Origin of the sequence: Oscillibacter sp. KLE 1745 (genome assembly GCF_000469445.2) — a bacterium.
Classification (GTDB): Bacteria; Bacillota; Clostridia; order Oscillospirales; family Oscillospiraceae; genus Oscillibacter; species Oscillibacter welbionis.
The window spans coordinates 615-16,332 of record NZ_KI271744.1 but is presented as its reverse complement, the minus strand read 5'-3'; the positions used below and the strand labels follow the sequence as shown (position 1 = coordinate 16,332).

Below are 15,718 nucleotides of genomic sequence, written 5' to 3'. Positions count from 1 at the left end.
ATGAAAAAGATGAAGAAGTTTTTAGCGTTGATCCTGTCTCTGGCAATGATCGCTTCTCTGGCGGCCTGCGGCGGCCAGACCGAACAGGCCGGTGACAGCGGAAGCGAAAGCGGCGACGGTGCCACTAGCACCGAGCTGAGCTTCCCGGAAAAGGACATTACCATTATCGTCCCCTTTGACGCCGGCGGCGGCAACGACATCGTTGCCCGTGTGATCGCCAAGGTGGCCATGGAAGGAGGCTACTTCAACGGTGCCAACATCATTGTGGAGAACCAGCCCGGCGGCGGCGGAGCCATCGGTCAGGGCTATGTTGCCAAGACCGCTGAGGCCGACGGCTACACCCTGCTGGCCTATACCGCCTCTGTTATCACCAACACCCTCTTGAAGGACGTCCCCTTTACTGTGGATGATCTGAAGGTCATCGTTTGCATGAACTCTGATCCTGCCGTGATGATCGCCCGCCCCGACGCTCCCTTTGACGATGTGGAAGGCCTGCTGGAGTATGCCAAGAGCAACACCCTGCTGGTCAATGACTCCGGCTTCGCCACTTCCAGTCATATCCGCACCCTGGACTGGACCTCCAAGCTGGAGGCCATCACCGGCGAGACCATCAATTATGACTGCATCCACGTGGATTCCGGCAGCGTCCAGATCTCTGAACTCATGGGTGGCCATGCCGATGTTACCTGCCTGACTGCCGGTGAGTGCGCCGACGCCATTTTGGCAGGCAATGTGAAGGCCATCGGCATCTTGACCGACGAGCGCTTTGAGGGTCTGCCTGACGTGCCCACTTTCAAGGAGATGGGCTATGAGGGCTTCCTGGATGGCGCTGACCGTGCCATTGCCTGCTCTTCCAACGTCCCCGACGATGTTTACAATTATCTGGTGGACGAGTTCGCCAAGCTCTGCTCCAGCCAGGAGTTCATCGACGCCATGGAAGCTGCCAACCTGACCCCTGCCTGCAATTCCGCTGAGGAGTATCAAGAGTTCATCGACGGCAAGGTGGAGCTGATCACCAGCCTCCAGGATTATCTGATGGCTGGCGAAGACTGATCGCTGAACCCAGTGGGCCGCGGAAGCACGGGGCCTCCGTGGCCCTTATCCTGTGAAATCCAGTGAGGTGAGACTATGACGAAAGCCAAACTAACCGCTTTGGTATGCCCGCTCGCGTTTTTGCTGTTTGGCATCTACATTCGCGTGGCGACCATGTCCATGACATCCCGGGACGCCACGTTCCCCAATTTGGTGTCCTATGTCATCATCATGATCTCCATTATCGACTGCGTGTCCGTGTGGAGAAAAAAGGAGCACAAACCTGTTTTTGCAGGCGTCAATTTCCTCAAGCTGTTTGAATGCGTGGCGGCCATGTGCATCTATGTGTTCCTGCTGAAGAAAATCGGCTTTATCATCGATACGTTCCTTTTGACTTCTTTTACCATGTATGCACTTGACTACAAGAATTGGAAGCTACTTCCGATCATTTCGGCCGCTATTACCGCAGCGGTTTTTGGCGTGTTCTATGGCTTGCTGAACGTGCCGCTGCCCACGCTGTTCCTGTAAGAGAGGGGGTACCGACATGGAAAATATTTTACTTGGATTCCAGCAGTTGGCTGACCCCATTGTACTGCTGACCCTTTTCCTGGGTGTTCTGCTGGGCCTGACGGTGGGTGCGTTGCCCGGCCTGAATGACAGCATCACCATCGCCGTGCTGATCCCCGTTACCTTCGGTATGGACTCCCGGCTGGCTTTTGCTCTGCTGGTGGGTATTTACGTATCCTCTGCCTGCGGCGGCTCCATCCCTGCGGTCCTTCTGGAGATCCCCGGAACGGCTTCCGCGGTGGTTACGGCATATGACGGATACCAGCTGCGGCAAAAGGGACATGGACTGGAGGCGCTGAGCGTCTGTATGACCAGTTCCACCTTCGGCGGTATCACCAGTGCCCTGGTGCTGATGTTCCTGTCTCCGCTGCTGGCCTCCTTCGCTTTGAAGTTTGGCCCGCCGGAGTACTTCATGCTGGGTATGCTGGGTATCGCCACCGTCATCGGTATGGCGGGCAAGGATTGCTGGAAGCACTTCTTGTCCATGGGCTTCGGCCTATGGCTCAGCTGCATCGGCATCAGCACCTCCACCGGCATGACCCGCTTCACCTTCGGTTCCCTGAGCCTGATGGACGGTATTCCCCTGGTGCCCCGCATGATCGGCCTGTTCGGCATCCTCTCCGTGCTGAAGATCGCGGAAAAGGTTGGCAGGGACAGCGGCGACTGGAATGCCCAGATGGTAGACCAGGCGGAGCATGAGGTCCATACTGGTACCAAGGACAAGGTGGCCTTCCCCTCCCGGGCAAGATGCCGTCAGCTGCTGCCTACCTGGCTGCGTGCCTCCGCAATCGGCAACCTGCTGGGTTGCATGCCCGGCGCAGGCATGACTATGGCTATCTTCACGGCCTATGACGTGGAAAAGCGCGTCCATCCCGAGAAAAAGTTCGGCACTGGCGAATGGGAGGGCATTGCTGCTCCCGAGGCTGCCAACAATGCAGTGGTGGCCAGCTCCATGGTGCCGCTGCTGAGCCTTGGCATCCCTGGCAACTCCACTGCCGCGCTGTTTATCGGCGCACTGACCATCCATGGTCTGGTGGCAGGCCCCACCCTGTTCTCTGAGAGCCCGGACATGGCCTACCTGATCATTGTGGCCTTCCTGGTGGGCAACCTGATGATGCTGCCTATGGCGTTGCTGTACTGCAAGTATCTTGCCGCCCAGATCCTCAAGCTCAACCCCAAGGTGCTTTCGGCGGCGATCCTGGCTCTGTGCGTGACGGGTTCCTTCGCCTACAAGAACAATCCCTTCCACATTGGCGTGGCCATTGCCTTCGGCGTCATCGGCTACATCTTCTATAAGTTCAATGTGCCCACGGCCCCCTTCATTCTGGCCAGCATCCTGGGCAGCATGATGGAGTCCAACTTCATCAACAGCCTGGTGTACACCGGCTCCGCTACGATCTTCCTGGAGCGGCCCATCAGCCTGGTTCTGGTGATTCTGTCCATTCTATTCATCGTGTGGCCCTGGGTCGGCCCCATGCTGAAGAAGGTATTCAAAAAAGACAAAACAGCCGCCTGATTCCAGCCGGCACAGTGTCGGCTTTCCCCGCTGCAACCAGGGGAAAGCCGACTTTATTCCGGGCAGCTTTCCACACAAGCTGCAATTTTGAGGAGGTAATAACTGTGATTGAACTGATCCGGCATCCGGTGAGCCTGGGAGAAAAGGGACTCGAGGACGCGGAGCCCCGGGCCCTTTCCGACGGACGCAAAAAGACGATCGCCTATGGGATTCTGGCCGCTCACGACACCAGTACCGATCCGGGACAGCTGAAGCTGAAGTTCGATTCCCTGATTTCTCATGATATCACCTATGTGGGCATCATTCAGACGGCCCGGGCCAGCGGTCTGAAGGAATTTCCGCTGCCGTACATTCTGACCAACTGCCATAACAGCCTCTGTGCGGTGGGAGGCACCATCAACCGTGACGACCACCTCTTCGGCATGTCGGCCTGTGAGAAGTATGGCGGAATTTTTGTGCCGGAGAATCAATCCGTGATCCACTCCTATGCCCGGGAGATGCTCAGTGGCTGCGGCCGGATGGTGCTGGGCTCCGACTCTCACACCCGATACGGCGCCCTGGGAACTCTGGGCGTGGGTGAGGGCGGCGGCGAGCTGGTCAAGCAGCTGCTCAGCCGGACCTATGACATTGTTCCGCCCCAGGTGATCGCCGTATGGCTGGATGGAGCGCCCCGGCACGGCGTAGGTCCCCAGGATGTGGCCCTGGCCTTGGTGGCGGCTGTGTTCTCCAACGGCTTCGTAAAGAACAAAGTGCTGGAGTTCATCGGCCCAGGCGTGGAAAAGCTGTCTGTGGATTTCCGAAACGGCATCGATGTAATGACCACGGAAACCACCTGCCTGACCTCCGTGTGGAGGACTGATGATCAGGTACAGGAATACTTCCGCATCCATGGCCGGCCTGAGGAGTACCGCAGACTGGAGCCCCAGCAGGGAGCCTGCTATGACGGCGCGGTGGTAGTGGACCTGTCCGCCGTGGAGCCTATGATCGCCTTCCCCTTCCACCCCAGCAACGTCTGGAGCATCCGGGAGTTCCTGGAGCGCCCGGAGGAGATCTTGGACGAGGTGGAGCAGAAGGCCCAGAAGCAGATCGCCAATCCGAATCTGCGTCTGGATTTGAAGAGCAAGCTGCATGGCGGCCGGTTCCGGGTAGAGCAGGCGGACATTGCCGGCTGTTCCGGCGGCAGCTTTGAGAACCTGGTCAGCGCCGCCCGCATCATGGACGGCAAGTCCATTCCCAACGAGTTCTTCTCCATGAGCGTCTATCCCGCCAGCGGTCCGGTGCTGATGGAGCTTTTGAAAACCGGCTACATCCAGAAGCTGGTCTCTGCCGGCGCCATTTTGAAGTCCGCCTTCTGCGGTCCCTGCTTCGGCGCAGGCGACGTCCCTGCCAACGGCACTATCGCCATCCGGCACACCACCCGGAACTTCCCCAACCGGGAGGGATCCAAGCCCAAGGAGAACCAGATGGCTTCTGTGGCGCTGATGGATGCCCGTTCCATTGCCACCACGGCCATCAACGGCGGCTATCTGACCCCTGCCACGGAAGTGGACTACGATGACGTGATGCCCGCCTACCACTTTGACGATGACCTTTACCGCAAAACGGTGTACAACGGCTTCGGCAAGCCCCGCCCTGAGGTGGAGCTGCGTCTGGGACCCAATATTACGGACTGGCCCAGCATGATCCCCCTGCAAAAGAACATGCTGCTGGAGGTGGCCTCTGTGATTCCGGATCCGGTCACCACCACCGATGAACTGATTCCCTCCGGTGATACGTCCTCCTACCGCTCCAATCCCATCAAGATGTCGGACTTCACCCTCTCCCGCCGGGACCCGGAATATGTGGGACGGGCAAAGGCTGTGCAGCGGCAGGAGTCCCTCCGGCAGTCCGGAGAGCCCGACGCTGCCCTGCTGGAGACCTTCCGGGAGGTTTGCGAAAAGACAGGATACAGCCTCGATCCCGATGTGCTCATGAAGGACACGGGGATCGGCAGTGTTGTGTGCTCCAACCGTCCCGGTGACGGCTCCGCCCGGGAACAGGCGGCTTCCTGCCAGCGGGTGCTGGGAGGCCTTGCCAATATTTGCGTGGAGTATGCCACGAAACGCTATCGTTCCAATCTGGTGAACTGGGGCATGGTTCCTTTCACCTGGGACAGCAGTCTGACGGAGCGGCTGCACTGCGGGGACCGGATCTTCCTGCCGCAGATCGCCGCCGCTGTGGAACGGTGCGATCCGGAGGTGAGCGGATGGCTCATCCCCGCTGACGGAAGTGACGTGGAGGAAATCCGACTCTCACTTCAGGGGCTCACTCCTGATGAGGCCCGGATCATTCTGGCCGGATGCCTGATCAACTACTATAACTCTGAGAAAAACTGAGGGGGCAGAACATATGAAGGTTGTCAAAACTGCCACCGCCGGGACAGTGGAGTCCAGCGATGTGCTGGTGACCATTGCGCCGCAGGCCAACGGCATCGAGATCGACCTGAACAGCACGGTGGAAAAGCAATTCGGGAAGGCCATTCGGGAGGCCGTGATCCAGACACTGACGGAGCTGGACATTCAGAATGCGGCTGTGACCCTGGTGGACAAAGGGGCACTGGACTGCGTGATCCGGGCGCGGGTCAAGGCCTCCGCTTACCGCGCCTGCCAGTGCGAGGTCTATCAATGGGGAGGTGGCGCACGATGAAGCAGCTGCGCAGGACGATGCTGTTTGTACCCGGAAACAATCCGGGCATGATCAAGGACGCCGGGATTTACAGCCAGGACTGCATCATGTTCGACTTGGAGGACTCCGTCTCCCTGACGGAAAAGGACGCTGCCCGCTTCCTGGTCTATCAGGCTCTTTGCAGCATGGACTACCGGGGAAAGGAGCTGGTGGTCCGGGTTAACGACCCAGCCACCAAATGCGGTGTGGATGATCTGGAGGCCATCGTGTGGACCCAGAAGGCGGTCATCCGCCTGCCCAAAACGGAGTCCGCGGAGGATGTGCTGTACTGCCAGGAGATCATCGCCCGGATCGAGCGGGAAAATGGCATTGCCGAAGGCTCCACCCGGATGATGGCGGCCATTGAAAGCGCCGCGGGTGTCCTCAACGCCAAAGAAATCGCTTTCTCCACACCCCGGCTGATCGGCATCGCTCTGGGGGCCGAGGATTATGTGACGGACCTCAAGACCAAGCGTTCTCCCGGCGGGATCGAGCTGCTGTTCGGCCGCAGCATGATCCTGCTGGCGGCCAGAGCTGCGGGGATCGACGCCATCGATACCGTATACAGCGACGTCAACAATGAAGAGGGCTTCCGCGCGGAGGTGGAGCTGATCCACCAGTTGGGTTTTGACGGAAAATCCATCATCAATCCCAGACAGGTCAAGACGGTCCATGAAGTATATACACCCACCCAAAAGGATATCGACAAGGCGCTGGCGGTGATGGAGGCCATTGAGGAAGCACATCGCAAGGGGTCTGGCGTCATCTCCCTGAACGGGAAGATGGTGGACCGTCCCATTGTCCTGCGGGCCCAGCGGACACTGGATCTGGCCAGAGCCGCGGGCATACGGTTTGAGGAGGTAGCACAGCATGAGTGATCTTCTGAATCAGATCCCCTTCCGGGAGGAACTGCAGGACCTGCAGGAGGAATTCCAGGATGCGCAGCTGAACAAGAGCTATACCACCATCCAGGAGCGGAAGAATTCCTGCAATAAGATCGTTCCCTCTCTGGAAGAGGCGATCCGCCGCTCCGGACTCAAGGACGGCATGATGATCTCCTTCCACCACCATTTCCGCAACGGCGACTATATTGTCAACATGGTTGTGGACAAGCTGGCGGAGATGGGCTTCCACGATCTGGTGCTGGCGGCCTCTTCTCTTTCGGACTGCCACGCCCCGCTGATCCGCCATATTCAGAACGGTGTCATCCGCCGGATCGAGACCTCCGGCCTGCGGGGAAAGCTGGCGGACGCCATCTCCGGAGGATTGATGGATGTGCCCGTGGTGTTCCGCAGCCACGGCGGGCGTGCCTGCGCCATTGAGGCCGGGAAACTGAAGATTGACGTGGCCTTCCTGGGGGCACCTTCCTGCGACCCCTGCGGAAACGCCAACGGTTACAGCCGGGACATGGAGAGCGGCGTTATGTGCGGCTCCATGGGCTATGCCAAGTGCGACGCCCAGTATGCCGATAAGACTATCATCCTGACCAACCATATCGTGCCCTATCCCAACGCGCCCTTCGGCATCCCCGCCACGGACGTGGACTACATCGTTGAGGTGGAGAACATCGGCGATCCCGCGGGTATCATGTCCGGGGCCACCCGTTTCACCAAGAACCCCAAGGAGCTGACCATCGCGGAATCCGCGGCGGCGGTGATTGCCGCCAGCGGTGTGTTCAAGGATGGCTTCTCTATCCAGATGGGCTCCGGCGGGGCCTCTTTGGCGGTGGCGCGGTTCCTGCGGGAGCGGATGCTGGAGCAGAAGATCACGGCCAGTTACGCGCTGGGCGGTATCACCGGCTCCATTGTGGATCTGCATGAGGAGGGCCTCATCAAAAAGATCCTGGATGTGCAGTCCTTCGACCTGCGGGCGGCAGAGTCTCTGAAAAACAACCGCTTCCATCAGCAGATCTCCGCCTCTTACTATGCCAGTCCCGCCGATCCCGGCTGCGCAGTCAACCTGCTGGACGCGGTGGTGCTCTCCGCATTGGAGGTGGATACCGGGTTCAATGTCAATGTGCTCACCGGGTCCGATGGCGTGATCCGCGGGGCCATCGGGGGACACCCTGATACGGCCTGGGGCGCCTCGCTGGCGGTGATCGTCTGCCCCCTGGTGCGTGGGCGGATCCCCTGTGTGGTCCCCAAGGTCAATACCCAGGTGACGCCGGGCAAGACAGTTGATGTGGTGGTCACTGATTACGGTGTGGCGGTAAATCCCCGCCGCTGGAAGCTGCGGCAGCGGCTGATGGATGCCGGTATCCCGCTGTGCTCCATTGAAGAGCTTCAGCATCTGGCACAAAAGATCGTGGGTGTGCCTGAGCCCATCCACTACACGGATAAGGTGGTGGGCATCGTAACCTATCGGGATGGAACGGTCATGGACCTGATCCACCAAGTGGCGGATTAAGGAGTGAAAGGAACATGGAGCTGGAATTCGGAAAACTCTCCGGCCGGAAGCTTCAGGAGGTGGGCCGCTTTTTGCGGCAGCAGGGCCTGGAGCCGCCGGTGATCCCACCGGACTATACGGTGGTTCTGCGGGAGGATGGGGAGATCACGGCCACCGGCTCCCTGAAAGGTGCTGTTTTACAGCACATCGCGGTTTCCAAAGCATTTCAGGGGGAGGGCCTGTGCAATACCGTGGTCAGTCGTCTGGTTAATCATGCGGCTGCCCAGGGATACAGCCACCTAATGCTCTGCACGAAACCCGAAAATCTGGATCTGTTCTGCGCCGCCGGATTTTATCCGGTGGCACAGACGGAGCAGATGCTTTTGATGGAAAACAGACGGGACGGAGCCGCGCGGTTTGTCTCTGCGCTGCCTGAGGCGTCGGCTGCGCCGGTGGGGGCCATCGTGGCAAATTGCAACCCCTTCACCAGAGGCCACCGGTATTTGGCGGAACAGGCGGCCAGATCCTGCGGCTTTGTGTATTTTTTTGTCCTGTCAGAAGATTGCAGCCGTTTTTCCGCCCGGGACCGGATGACCATGGCTGCCCGTAGCCTGGCGGATCTGGATAACGTGGCGGTGTGTCCCACGGGCAGCTACATGATATCCAATGCTACATTTCCTACCTATTTTCTGAAAGATCAGTCTCTGGCGTCCCGATGCAGTATGGAGCTGGATCTCACGGTGTTTGCCCGCCGTTTCGCCGCGCCTCTGGGGATTACCAGGCGTTTTGTGGGGCAGGAGCCCTTCTGCGGCCTGACGGTTGCCTATAACCAGACCATGCAGGATCTGCTTCCCCCGTGGGGGATTGAAGTAGTGGAGATCCCCAGAGCGGAGGTGCACGGTCAGGCAGTGAGCGCCAGCCGGGTGCGGGAACTGCTAGATCAGGGAGACTGGAAGGCGCTCACACCGTTGGTGACGGAGGAGACGGCGCGGTTTCTTCGAGAGGAGTGGGATCATAGATCTGCTTGATCTTATTACAGGACCTTTCGTGGATCTGGAGGAAATGCTGGCAGAGCGGGAATGGCGGGCGGCGGAGCAGACGCGGCAGTTGGAAAGCTGCCAGACGCTGATCATGCTGAGCGCCAATGTGGCCGGACCTATCAAGAGCTTTCCACTTCTGCTCAAAGGGTTTTCAGAGGCGCAGCGATTGCTGGAAAGCCGGCTGGATCAGGAGGGGATTCCCTGGACCGATCGGGGAAAGCACTGCCATAGCGGTGGACCTACTGCTTTTTACGCTTTGGAGGCCCCGGCCGGGGCGGCAAAAAGAATTGCCTGCGACATCGAGCAGATCTCTGACCTGGGCCGCCTGCTGGACCTGGATGTCCTGACGCGGGGAGGCGTCAAATGGGACAGAGGCCAGGTGGGGTATCCGCCCAGACAGTGCCTTTTGTGCGGCCGTCCCGCGGCTGAGTGCGGCCGGAGCCGACGGCACAGCGTGGAGGCGCTGCAATGGGAGACCGTGCGGCGCCTGAGGGAGTATTTCCGCTCCCGATATGCCGCACAGGTGGAGAAAGCCGCGTTGAGAGCCATGCTCTATGAGGTTTCGGTGACCCCGAAACCGGGACTGGTGGACCGGATCAACTGCGGGGCCCACCAGGACATGGACTTTTTCTCATTTGTGGACAGTGCCGCTGCCATTGCTCCCTTTTTCGGGAAATTGTGCCGGGCGGGATATGACAATCCTGAGGGAGGTGTGGCTTTCTGTCGGAGCGTTCAGCGCCTGGGACTGGATGCGGAAGCGGCCATGTATGACGCCACCGGAGGTGTCAATACTCACAAGGGTTTGATTTTCTCACTAGGACTGCTGGCTGCGGCGGCGGGGCAGTGGTTTGCCCGCAGTCTGGAGAGGCCGGAGGAGACCCTGACAGCGGAGACGCTGTGCCGGCAGGAAAAAGCACTGGCGGAGGAATTCCTGCCGGAACTGAAAAAACCGTTGGACACTCATGGCCACGCAGTCTGTGAAAAATACCGGACAGCGGGCATCCGCGGGGAGGCGGCATCGGGGTTCCGCTCTGTTCTGCGCTGCGTGCTACCGCATCTGCGGCAGGGGTCTGATTCTCTGGAACAGCGGGGAATGCGGGCTTTGGTGGAATTGATGGCTTCGGTGGAGGATACCAATGTCCTCTTCAGAGGAGGCCGTCAGGCGCTGCGGGAGCTATCCCGTCAAGCATGCGCGTCATTGACCCTTTCGCCGGAAGAACTGGAAAGGGCTCTGGCTGACTGGGACAAAAAATTATGCCGGCAGGGAATCAGCCCCGGAGGGTGTGCTGATCTGCTGGCAGTGGGATATTTTCTCTATTTCCTGGAGACGTTCAAATAGAAACTGCTTGATAGGCTTTGGATTTGGAACAGGCAGAAAAGCGGCGCCTGTGCCGAAGGGGAGCCCGTCTTGAGAATACAGTGTCCAAAAGGGGGTGAGACCCTGCGGGCAAAGCCCTGGACTAGGACCTTGGGCCGGAATGCTTGTAACGATGAGAGAAAACAGGAGACTGGGTATTTGGGAGGGTGAAATTAGATATGGACTACAATCATGCATTTGTGTGCCTGATGGGAATGGGGACGGTGTTTTTCGGGCTGATCTGCCTGATCGTGCTGACCAGCGTGATGAGCGCGGTGCTGTGCGCGGTGGGGAAGCAGCCGACGGCCTGCGCTACCCCGGCTCCCCAGCCGGCGGCACCGGCCACCGGAGCTGTCACGCCGGAGCTGATTGCCGCCGTATCCGCCGCCATGGCGGAGGACCTGGGCACCGACATCACCGGCATCCGCATCGTATCCGTCAAGCCGCTCTGACTGCGGAGCGAGAGAACTGTTTTAGGAGGTTTCCATGAAGAAGTACAGAGTGATCGTCAACGGCGTCCCCTACGAGGCGGAACTGGAAGAACTGACTGGCGCGGCTCCCGCACCCGCGGCTGCACCTGCCCCGGCTCCTGCTGCGGCTCCTGCCCCGGTACCGGCCGGCGGTGAACAGGTAAACGCCCCCATGCCCGGCACCATTTTATCGGTGAATGTGGCCGTGGGCGACAGCGTCAAGCGGGGCCAGGTGCTGATGATCCTGGAGGCCATGAAGATGGAAAACGAGATTATGTGCCCCCGGGACGGCTGGGTCACCGCCATCCAGGCCGCCAAGGGCGCTGCGGTGGAATCCGGCACGCCCCTTTTCACCATCCAGTGACGGGGTGACGGCCTATGGACGCTATCCTGAATTTTATCACAAGCACTGGCTTTTATCAATTCACCCAGGGAGGCAACTGGAAGTGCCTCATCATGATCGCCATTGCCTGCGTGCTGCTGTACCTGGGCATCGTGAAGAAATTTGAGCCGCTGCTTCTGGTGCCCATCGCCTTCGGCATGCTGGTAACCAATCTGCCGGGCGCGGAGATGTACCATGAGATCCTCTTCGCCGGGGGGCACATTCACTGGGATTTGTTTGGCGGGGCTCCCATCACGGCGGAATTTCTCTCGGAGATGGCCTCTGCCGGGGTATCCGAAGCGGTGCTGGCCACCGCCACCGTGGGTGAGACCATTTCGGTGGGGCTCATCGATGTGCTGTACCTGGGCGTGAAGCTGGGCATCTATCCCTGCCTGATCTTCATGGGCGTGGGCGCCATGACCGACTTCGGCCCCCTGATCGCCAACCCCAAGAGCCTGCTGCTGGGCGCGGCGGCCCAGCTGGGCATCTTCATGACCTACGTAGGCTGCCGCCTGATCGGATTCAGCGGTCCGGAGGCAGGTTCCATCGGCATCATCGGCGGCGCCGACGGCCCCACCGCTATCTTCGTCACTGTCATGCTGGCTCCGGCCCTGCTGGGCCCCATCGCCGTGTCGGCGTACTCCTACATGGCCCTGGTGCCGGTGATCCAGCCGCCCATTATGAAGCTGCTGACCACCGAGGAAGAGCGCAAGATCGTCATGAAGCCCCTGCGGGAGGTCTCCAAGAAGGAAAAGATCGTGTTCCCCATCGTGGTGACCGTGTTCGTTGCCCTGCTGGTGCCCTCCGCGGCGCCGCTGATCGCCTGTTTGATGCTGGGCAACCTGTTCCGGGAGTGCGGCGTCACCGACCGGCTCAGCAAGACGGTGCAGAACGAGCTCATCAACATCGTCACCATCTTCCTGGGGGTCTCCGTGGGCGCCACCGCTACCGGAAACACCTTCCTCAGCCCCCAGACCCTGGCCATCATGGCCATGGGCATCGTGGCCTTCAGCTTCGGCACCGCCGGCGGTGTGCTGCTGGCCAAGTTCATGAACCTGTTCCTCAAGGAGAAGATCAATCCCCTCATCGGCTCCGCCGGCGTGTCCGCCGTGCCCATGGCGGCCCGTGTGTCCCAGAAGGTGGGCCAGGAGGCCAACCCCGGCAACTTCCTGCTGATGCACGCCATGGGCCCCAACGTGGCTGGCGTCATCGGCTCCGCCATCGCCGCGGGTGTGCTGATCTCCCTGTTCGGCTGATTCTTTATCTCGCCACCGGGTCGGTATGATCCCTGCAGCCGCAGCGACGGCGACCGGTCCCGGTGTGCAAGCGGAGGCTTTTTATGGAATTTTTATCGAACAAACCGCTGTATCTCACCGACACCATCCTCCGGGACGCCCATCAGTCCCAGGCGGCCACCCGGATGCGGCTGGAGGATATGCTGCCCGCCTGCGAGGTGCTGGACTCCATCGGCTACTGGTCCCTGGAGTGCTGGGGCGGTGCCACCTTCGACGCCTGTATGCGCTTTTTGAACGAGGACCCCTGGGAGCGCCTGCGGGCTCTGCGCCGTGCCCTGCCCCACACGAAGCTCCAGATGCTCTTCCGGGGCCAGAACATCCTGGGCTACAAGCACTACGCCGATGACGTGGTGGACGCCTTCTGCCGCAAGAGCATTGAAAACGGCATCGACATCATCCGGATCTTCGACGCCCTCAACGACGTGCGGAACCTGGAGCAGGCCATCCAGTCCACCAAGAAGTACGGCGGCATGGTGGAGGCCACCCTCAGCTACACCATCTCCCCCATCCACAGCGAGGAATACTTCGTGAAGCTTGCCAGGGAGCTGGAGCAGATGGGAGCCGACGTGATCTGCATCAAGGACATGGCCAACCTCCTGCTGCCCATGGACGCCTACTCCCTGGTCAAGCGGCTGAAGGAAACGGTGTCCGTCCCCATCCACCTGCACACCCACAACACCACCGGTACCGGCGACATGGTGTATCTCATGGCGGCCTACGCCGGGGTGGACATTGTGGACACGGCTCTGAGCCCCCTGGCCAATGGTACCGCCCAGCCCGCCACGGAATCCCTGGTGGCCACCCTCCGGGGCACCGTCCGGGATACGGGGCTGGACCTGAACAAGATGAGCGAGGCCGCCGTGCACTTCCGCAAGGTGGCCCAGCGGCTCAAGGACGAAGGCTCCCTGGACCCCAAGGTGCTGAACGTGGACACCAATACCCTGCTCTACCAGGTGCCCGGCGGCATGCTCTCGAACCTCATCTCCCAGCTCAAGCAAGCCGGGAAGGAGGACCAGTACTACGACGTGCTGGCGGAGATCCCCCGGGTCCGAGAGGACTTCGGCTGTCCGCCCCTGGTGACGCCCTCCAGCCAGATCGTGGGCACCCAGGCGGTGATGAACGTGATCCTTGGGGAGCGATACAAGACCTTCCCCAAGGAATCCAAGGCCATGCTGCGGGGCGAGTACGGCGCCCTGCCCGGCAAGGTCAACGAGGAAGTCCGGGCCAAGGCAGGCATCGCGCCGGAGGAAGTGATCACCTGCCGGCCGGCGGATCTGCTGGAGCCGGAACTGCCCAAGTACCGGGAGGAATTCAAAGAGATCGCCAAGAGCGACGAGGATGTCCTCTCTCTGGCCCTGTTCCCCCAGGTGGCACCCAAGTTCCTTGCCTGGCGGGATGGCCCCCATGAGGCGGAGGCGCCCAAATCAGAGCCGCCGAAGGCCGCATCCCCCCAGCCCGCTGACCCCAACGCCGTGCGGGAGCTGTTCGTGGAGTACAAGTTTTGATGAAACAAGGCCGATATCTTTCGATACCGGCCTTGTTTGCGCTGCCAGAAGTGGTAAATAGACAATCCTTGAGCAAATGGAGCAAAGAAAAGAGTAATGCCTTGGGAAGAAGCCGGGCAGAGGCCTGGGAGAGGCTGAAGACCGCCATCCATGAAGCTGGCGGTGGAGCGGGAGCTGATCGTCAAAGACCCGACTGCCGGCTGTGCCCTACCCAAGGTAAAAAAGAAGGAGATGAGGACCCTGCCGCTGGAGCAGCTGATTTCCTTCCTATGGAAGGCTCGGGAAAGCGGCGTCTTCGAGCTGCACTACCTGGACTTGGCTATTGGGCTCCGGCGAGACGAGTTGCTGGGCCTCAAATGGGCGGACATCGATCTGGAAAAGGGGGAGCGGCAGGCGGCCCGAATCGAAGGAGAGATCGTGGAAGCTCCGCGGAAAACAAAAGAAAGTCACCGCTTTCCGATTGGAAAGCGGTGACTTTCTGGTTATGGGGGCTGACTTGAACCTCCGACCTCCGGGTTATGAGCTGCAGTCTAGTTGTCAAACCGCTGCGCCCTAGTGCTTTCCGGACCTTTTTAGGCCTGAAATCCCCAAAAACCCGAAGGTCGTTCCTGCCCGCTCCACGGCGGCTTTCGATATTCTGGGTCACATTCTGGGTCAGGATTTCGAGGGGCAGGACCAGCAAAAATTGCGCCGCAGTAAAGAATATAGCAGGCTCCCGGAGAAGGGTGCAAAGCGCCTGGGATCGAGCGCCAGGGCCTCGAGCGCAGCAGCCAATCCTTGCCGCCTGTGAGGGGTTGTGTGAGGCTTTGGCGGAGAGGGAAGTACCGGGGGGACGCTGAGGAGACTGTGGGCCGTGTGGAGCCTGTGTGCCCGCTTTGGAAGCAGAGATGGTCCCAGCCCTGCTGGACCCCTGAGAGCGGAAGAGAGCCGGTTTTGAGGCTCTGCGGAGGGCGAAAGAAAAAGCATGATAACCCCAAAGTACTATCCCCGCAGCGCGGAGAGCGCTGGAACCGTCGGTACTTGCACGGTCGGGGAAGCTGTTTTTACCCACCCACGGGTGGGGGAACCGTCGGTACTTGCACGGTCGGGGAAGCTGTTTTTACCCACCCACGGGTGGGGCAAGCAGAGCGTTTGGCTTGCCGCGAGCGGCAGTCAAACGCTTTTTTGCGGGCGGAAGCCCACACCCACTTCACGGTCAGACAGCTGAGGACGGGAACGGGACCAGCGAGAAGAGCCGGACGCAAAAATGATACGCTGAAACAAAGAAAGACCAACTGAGGCCTCAACGGGGGTGTTCCCGCCTGTAAAGCCCTGTGTGCCCTTTTCCTGGCCGGAGAGGGTAAACACTCAGCCCCATCTTCGGAACGCGACGCTAAAGCCTGTTGCGGCCAAAGTTGAATTGCCCGTGAATTGATAACTTTCTGATAACTCCCACAAAACCGTATGGCTATCCACAGAAAAATCTG

Annotated in this window: 14 protein-coding genes; all 14 read left to right on the top strand. The window is 60.1% G+C overall.

The window, feature by feature from the left end; all coding sequences use genetic code 11:
* The 14 genes from HMPREF1546_RS12730 to HMPREF1546_RS12665 all read left to right on the top strand — a co-directional run bounded on the left by HMPREF1546_RS12730 (position 1) and on the right by HMPREF1546_RS12665 (position 14,726).
* Positions 1–1,053: a tripartite tricarboxylate transporter substrate binding protein gene (locus HMPREF1546_RS12730; RefSeq protein ID WP_021750053.1), complete on the top strand. Its 1,053-nt coding sequence runs from the start codon at positions 1–3 to the stop codon at positions 1,051–1,053.
* A gap of 75 nt (positions 1,054–1,128) precedes the next feature.
* Positions 1,129–1,560: a tripartite tricarboxylate transporter TctB family protein gene (locus HMPREF1546_RS12725; RefSeq protein WP_021750054.1), complete on the top strand. Its 432-nt coding sequence runs from the start codon at positions 1,129–1,131 to the stop codon at positions 1,558–1,560.
* Between the two features lie 16 nt (positions 1,561–1,576).
* A complete protein-coding gene (locus HMPREF1546_RS12720) occupies positions 1,577–3,115 on the top strand; it encodes a tripartite tricarboxylate transporter permease (RefSeq protein WP_021750055.1) in 1,539 nt (512 codons plus the stop codon).
* 104 nt (positions 3,116–3,219) lie between these two features.
* Entirely contained in the window at positions 3,220–5,490 is a 2,271-nt protein-coding gene (locus HMPREF1546_RS12715; protein WP_021750056.1) for a hydratase, read from the top strand.
* A gap of 13 nt (positions 5,491–5,503) precedes the next feature.
* Entirely contained in the window at positions 5,504–5,800 is a 297-nt protein-coding gene (gene citD, locus HMPREF1546_RS12710; RefSeq protein ID WP_021750057.1) for a citrate lyase acyl carrier protein, read from the top strand.
* Entirely contained in the window at positions 5,797–6,696 is a 900-nt protein-coding gene (citE, locus tag HMPREF1546_RS12705; protein WP_021750058.1) for a citrate (pro-3S)-lyase subunit beta, read from the top strand. Before citD ends, citE begins: the two co-directional genes overlap by 4 nt.
* Positions 6,689–8,224: a citrate lyase subunit alpha gene (citF, locus tag HMPREF1546_RS12700; RefSeq protein WP_021750059.1), complete on the top strand. Its 1,536-nt coding sequence runs from the start codon at positions 6,689–6,691 to the stop codon at positions 8,222–8,224. The genes citE and citF overlap by 8 nt, the downstream gene beginning before the upstream one ends.
* Positions 8,225–8,238: 14 nt before the next feature.
* The gene (citC, locus tag HMPREF1546_RS12695) at positions 8,239–9,231 is read left to right on the top strand and encodes a [citrate (pro-3S)-lyase] ligase (RefSeq protein ID WP_021750060.1); all 993 of its coding nucleotides are present in this window, start codon (positions 8,239–8,241) and stop codon (positions 9,229–9,231) included.
* A 19-nt stretch (positions 9,232–9,250) separates the two neighbouring features.
* On the top strand, positions 9,251–10,582 hold the full coding sequence (citX, locus tag HMPREF1546_RS12690) for a citrate lyase holo-[acyl-carrier protein] synthase (protein ID WP_021752009.1): 1,332 nt from the start codon (positions 9,251–9,253) through the stop codon (positions 10,580–10,582).
* Positions 10,583–10,779: 197 nt separating this feature from the next.
* A complete protein-coding gene (locus tag HMPREF1546_RS12685; RefSeq protein WP_021750062.1) occupies positions 10,780–11,052 on the top strand; it encodes an OadG family protein in 273 nt (90 codons plus the stop codon).
* Between the two features lie 34 nt (positions 11,053–11,086).
* Positions 11,087–11,434 (top strand): biotin/lipoyl-containing protein, encoded by a 348-nt coding sequence (locus HMPREF1546_RS12680; protein WP_021750063.1) that lies wholly within the window; start codon positions 11,087–11,089, stop codon positions 11,432–11,434.
* Positions 11,435–11,448: 14 nt separating this feature from the next.
* Positions 11,449–12,708 carry a sodium ion-translocating decarboxylase subunit beta gene (locus tag HMPREF1546_RS12675; protein WP_021750064.1) on the top strand — a complete coding sequence of 420 codons (1,260 nt, stop codon included), beginning with the start codon at positions 11,449–11,451 and terminating at the stop codon, positions 12,706–12,708.
* 83 nt (positions 12,709–12,791) lie between these two features.
* Positions 12,792–14,252, top strand: a complete 1,461-nt coding sequence (locus HMPREF1546_RS12670; protein ID WP_021750065.1) for a pyruvate carboxylase subunit B — start codon at positions 12,792–12,794, stop codon at positions 14,250–14,252.
* Positions 14,253–14,402: 150 nt separating this feature from the next.
* Positions 14,403–14,726, top strand: coding sequence for a hypothetical protein (locus tag HMPREF1546_RS12665; RefSeq protein WP_021750066.1), 324 nt, complete (start codon positions 14,403–14,405; stop codon positions 14,724–14,726).
* Positions 14,727–15,718: the final 992 nt, after the last annotated feature.